Annotated in this window: 5 protein-coding genes; 3 read left to right on the forward strand and 2 right to left on the reverse strand. The window is 60.7% G+C overall.

Going from position 1 to position 4,274, the window contains the following annotated elements; genetic code table 11:
• Nucleotides 1-32: 32 nt before the first annotated feature.
• Together ABI213_RS07320 and ABI213_RS07325 are read left to right on the forward strand one after the other, a co-directional pair.
• Nucleotides 33-542 (forward strand): hypothetical protein, encoded by a 510-nt coding sequence (locus ABI213_RS07320; protein WP_348014773.1) that lies wholly within the window; start codon nucleotides 33-35, stop codon nucleotides 540-542.
• A gap of 60 nt (nucleotides 543-602) precedes the next feature.
• Nucleotides 603-1,211, forward strand: a complete 609-nt coding sequence (locus ABI213_RS07325) for a hypothetical protein (RefSeq protein ID WP_348026566.1) — start codon at nucleotides 603-605, stop codon at nucleotides 1,209-1,211.
• A 149-nt stretch (nucleotides 1,212-1,360) separates the two neighbouring features.
• Here the strand turns inward: ABI213_RS07325 and ahpF are convergent, their stop codons facing one another.
• On the reverse strand, nucleotides 1,361-2,920 hold the full coding sequence (gene ahpF / locus ABI213_RS07330) for an alkyl hydroperoxide reductase subunit F (protein WP_348014771.1): 1,560 nt from the start codon (nucleotides 2,918-2,920) through the stop codon (nucleotides 1,361-1,363).
• A 75-nt stretch (nucleotides 2,921-2,995) separates the two neighbouring features.
• Nucleotides 2,996-3,559 (reverse strand): alkyl hydroperoxide reductase subunit C, encoded by a 564-nt coding sequence (ahpC, locus tag ABI213_RS07335; protein ID WP_348014770.1) that lies wholly within the window; start codon nucleotides 3,557-3,559, stop codon nucleotides 2,996-2,998.
• A 355-nt stretch (nucleotides 3,560-3,914) separates the two neighbouring features.
• Here ahpC and ABI213_RS07340 point away from each other — a divergent pair.
• A partial coding sequence (locus ABI213_RS07340) for a TonB-dependent receptor plug domain-containing protein (RefSeq protein ID WP_348026568.1) occupies nucleotides 3,915-4,274 on the forward strand: 360 nt, incomplete at its 3' end.

Consider the following 4,274-nt stretch of genomic DNA (forward strand, 5'->3'; position numbering starts at 1 on the left):
AAGTGGGCGCTTCGCCATGTAAAGTGGGCCGCATGCTTGTTACCACCCATGTTCCCGCTGTATTGGATATCGAGGCATCGGGTTTTGGTCGGCAGAGCTACCCGATCGAAGTGGGATGCATCTTGCCAGACGGCAAAACCTTTTGCTCTTTGATCCGGCCCGAGCCCGACTGGGTGCATTGGGACCCCGAGGCGGAAAAGCTGCACCGTATCAGCCGCGAACTGACCGAAAAAGTCGGCCGCTCGGCGCTGGATGTGGCCCATTTGCTCAACACCCATTTGCGTGGCCAAACGGTGTATTCCGATGGCTGGGCCAATGATTTCACCTGGATCGGCGCCTTGTTCGAGGCAGTGGGCCTGAGCCCGTACTTCAAACTGGAAAACCTGCGCTCTTTGCTGAGCGAGGACGAGGCCGCACGTTGGCACGACGTGAAGCAGCAGGTGGCGGGCGAACTGGGTTTGCAGCGCCACCGCGCCAGCAGCGATGCGCGGGTGCTGCAGGGTACTTTGCAGCGGCTCATGGAGCAGCGAGAAGCCCTTTAATTGAGCGGCTTTACACCGCGCCGGTAGACTGACCGCTCCACTCTACCGAAGCGATTTCCCATGTATTTGATGACACGCCGCACTGCGGCTTTGGCCCTGTGTTTGGTGGCCAACGTGTGTATGGCCCAGGCGGCATCGCCCACCTTGCGGCTGCGCGGCACGGTGCAAAGCGTGACGGCCAGCACTTTGACCGTGCAGGTCCGTGGCGGTGAGGTGGTGGCGCTGGCCTTGCCTGCGAATCTGGTGGTGTCCGAGGTGTATCCGATCGCGCTGGCAGACATCCAGCCGGGCAGCTTTATCGGCACCGCTGCCCTGCCACAGGCCGATGGCACCGAGCGCGCAATTGCGGTCACGGTGTTTCCCGAATCCGCCCGCGGTGTAGGCGAGGGCCACCGCCCGTTTGACCTGCAGCCGCAAAGCACCATGACCAACGCCACGGTGGCCGATGTGCTGGCCTCACCCACCGGCCGTACGCTGCAGCTGAAGTACAAGGACGGTGCGCGCGCCATCGTGGTGCCAACCGACGCGCCTATCGTCACCTTCCGCCCCGGCGACCGCAGCCTGCTGGTGGCCGGGGCCAGCGTATCGCTCTCGGCACAGGAGCGGGACGGCCAACCCACCGTAACGCGCATCAACGCCGGTCGCAACGGGTTCCAACTACCGTACTAGTTGGCACACCCCCAGTCTGCAGTGCTTCGCATCTTTCGCCAACCCCCTTGCAGGGGGCAACAGCAGCGGCCTGGCGGAGCCAGTTCCGCGCTGTTCTGGGGAAGACGCTCGTCTAAAGATGCCGGTTGATGGGTATGGAGCGGTGCGCTTTAGACCGTCGAGCGGATCAGGTGGTCGAAGGCACCCAGCGCGGCCTTGGCACCGTCGCCTGCCGCGATGATGATTTGCTTGAAGGGTACGGTCGTTGCATCACCGGCGGCGAACACGCCTGGCACCGAGGTTTGGCCCCGGGTGTCGACGATGATTTCACCGTGCTTGCTCAGTTCGATCGTGCCCTTGAGCCATTCGGTGTTGGGCACCAGGCCGATCTGCACGAAGCAACCTTCTAGCTCTACGTGGTGGCTTTGGCCGCTGGTGCGGTCGGTGTAGGTCAAGCCGTTCAATTTATTGCCGTCGCCAGTCAACTCGGTGGTTTGCGCCGACAGATGGACCGTCACATTGGGCAGGCTGTGCAGCTTCTTAACCAGCACGGAATCGGCACGCAGCGCGTCGCCAAACTCAATCAAGGTCACATGCGCCACCAGCCCAGCCAGGTCGATAGCGGCCTCGACGCCCGAGTTGCCGCCACCGATCACCGCCACGCGCTTGCCCTTGAACAGCGGGCCATCGCAGTGCGGGCAATAGGCCACGCCCTTGTTTTTGTATTCTTGTTCGCCGGGCACGTTGACGTTGCGCCAGCGCGCACCGGTGGTCACGATCACGGTCTTGGACTTCAGCGAGCCACCGTTGGCCAGTTGCACCTCGACCAGGCCGCCGGGCACAGAGGCCGGGATCAGCTTGTCGCCGCGCTGCAGGTTCATCACGTCCACGCCGTAGGCCTTCACATGCGCCTCCAGGCCCATGGCGAACTTGGGGCCATCGGTTTCCAGTACGGAAATGAAATTCTCGATGGCCAGCGTGTCGTTCACCTGGCCACCAAAGCGCTCGGCTGCGATGCCGGTACGAATACCCTTGCGGGCAGCGTACACCGCTGCAGCCGCGCCTGCGGGGCCACCGCCCACCACCAGCACGTCATAGGCTTCTTTGGCTGAAAGCTTGGCCGCATCCTTGTCGGCAGCGCCAGTGTCCAGCTTGGTGACGATTTCTTCGGCGGTCATGCGGCCCGAGCCGAAATGGCTGCCGTTCAGGTAGATGCTGGGTACCGCCATGATCTCGCGGGCATTGACCTCGTCTTGGTACAAGCCACCATCCACGATGACGGTTTTGACCTTGGGATTGAGCACCGACATCAGCGTCAATGCCTGCACCACGTCTGGGCAGTTGTGGCAAGTCAAGGACATGTAGACCTCGAAATTGAACTCGCCATCCAGCGCCTTGATGCTGTCGATCACGCTGGCCTCCACCTTGGGCGGGTGGCCGCCCGTCCACAGCAGGGCCAGCACCAACGAGGTGAATTCATGGCCCATGGGGACGGCTGCGAAACGCAGGCTCATATCGCTGCCGAGGCGGTTCAGGCTGAACGACGGCTTGCGCGCATCGTTGCCATCGGTCTTCAGGGTAATTTTGTCGGACAACGCAATGATGTCCTCCAGCAGGCCGCGCATTTCGGTAGCGCCCTTGCTGTCGTCCAGCGATGCCACGATCTCGAACGGCTTTGTGACCCGTTCCAGGTAGCTCTTCAATTGTGCCTTCAGGCTGTCGTCCAACATGGTGTTTTCCTATTCGTTTAACTTCTTGACCCGCCACCGGCCTCGTGAGTCAGCGGCGGGTTTGTATCTACAGATTTAGATCTTGCCGACCAGGTCGAGCGATGGGGTCAGCGTTGCAGCGCCTTCGTTCCACTTGGCAGGGCAGACTTCACCGGGGTGGGCGGCGGTGTACTGGGCAGCCTTCAGCTTGCGCACGGTTTCTTTCACGTCGCGGGCGATTTCGTTGGAGTGGATTTCGGCCGTCTTGATCACCAACTCGGGGTTGATGATGAAGGTGCCGCGCAGTGCCAGGCCTTCTTCAGGGATGTGCACGCCGAAAGCGTTGGTCAGGGTGTGGGTAGGGTCGCCCACCAGTGGGAACTTGGCCTTGCCAACGGCGGGCGAGGTTTCGTGCCACACCTTGTGCGAGAAATGCGTGTCGGTGGTGATGATGTAGACCTCGGCACCCATCTTTTGGAATTCAGCGTAGTTGTCGGCAGCGTCTTCGATTTCGGTAGGGCAGTTGAAGGTGAAAGCGGCAGGCATAAAAATCAGCACGTTCCACTTGCCCTTCAGGGTCTCGTCGCTCACGGTCACGAACTTGCCGTTGTGGAAGGCTTCGGTCTTGAAAGGCTGGACTTGGGTATTGATCAGGGACATGGTGGTTTCCTATAAAACATGAATGGCTAGATGCGGTATGCATTGGCTACCGGCACCAATGATAGGCTATTAAATAGTGTTGTTCGATAGTAAATTTGTATTTACACCATAGTTTTAGTAGCCATTGGCTGGCCTGGTGTAGGCTTGATTTTTGACAAATGAGAATTATTCGCATATAGTCGCAGCCTATCCCCGCTAGCCAACCCGGCCCGCGCAACGCTCAAAACCAGCCGCTTGCGCCCGCCACCAGCCAGCCGTTGACCTTTTTCAACTGTTGTCAGGTTCCACTGTGGCTTTTGCTTCTTCTTCCCGTGTTGTTTCTTCTCCCTTTGTTCTGCGCGAACTCGTCTGGCTGATGGGCCTGTCGTTTGGCGCAGCCTTGTCGGCGCAAGCCCAAGATGTCCAGGTGACAGCGGCCACCAGCCTGCGCGAGGTGGTGGTTAGCGGCTCGCGCAGCGCGCAAGACCCCGATGAGCTGCCCATGCGCATCGACGTGATTGGCCCGCAAGAGCTGGAGAGCCAACAAATCCACGACATCCGCGACCTGGCCAAAGACCTGCCCAATGTGTCGGTGAAGCGTGCCCCGGCCCGGTTCACCCTGGCCTCGGGCAACACCGGGCGCGACGGCAATGCGGGCTTCAACATCCGTGGGCTGGACGGCAACCGCGTGCTGCTGCTGGAAGACGGCATCCGCATGCCACGCAGCTATGTGTTC

Source organism: Rhodoferax sp. (genome assembly GCF_039922535.1).
In the GTDB taxonomy this organism is placed as follows: Bacteria; Pseudomonadota; Gammaproteobacteria; order Burkholderiales; family Burkholderiaceae_C; genus Rhodoferax_B.

Bases quoted from the DNA above. Each gene is read 5' to 3' on its own strand.
- ABI213_RS07325 (WP_348026566.1), top strand. From the start codon at position 603: ATGTATTTGATGACACGCCGCACTGCGGCTTTGGCCCTGTGTTTGGTG.
- ABI213_RS07320 (WP_348014773.1), top strand. From the start codon at position 33: ATGCTTGTTACCACCCATGTTCCCGCTGTATTGGATATCGAGGCATCG.
- ahpF (WP_348014771.1), bottom strand. From the start codon at position 2,920: ATGTTGGACGACAGCCTGAAGGCACAATTGAAGAGCTACCTGGAACGG.
- ahpC (WP_348014770.1), bottom strand. From the start codon at position 3,559: ATGTCCCTGATCAATACCCAAGTCCAGCCTTTCAAGACCGAAGCCTTC.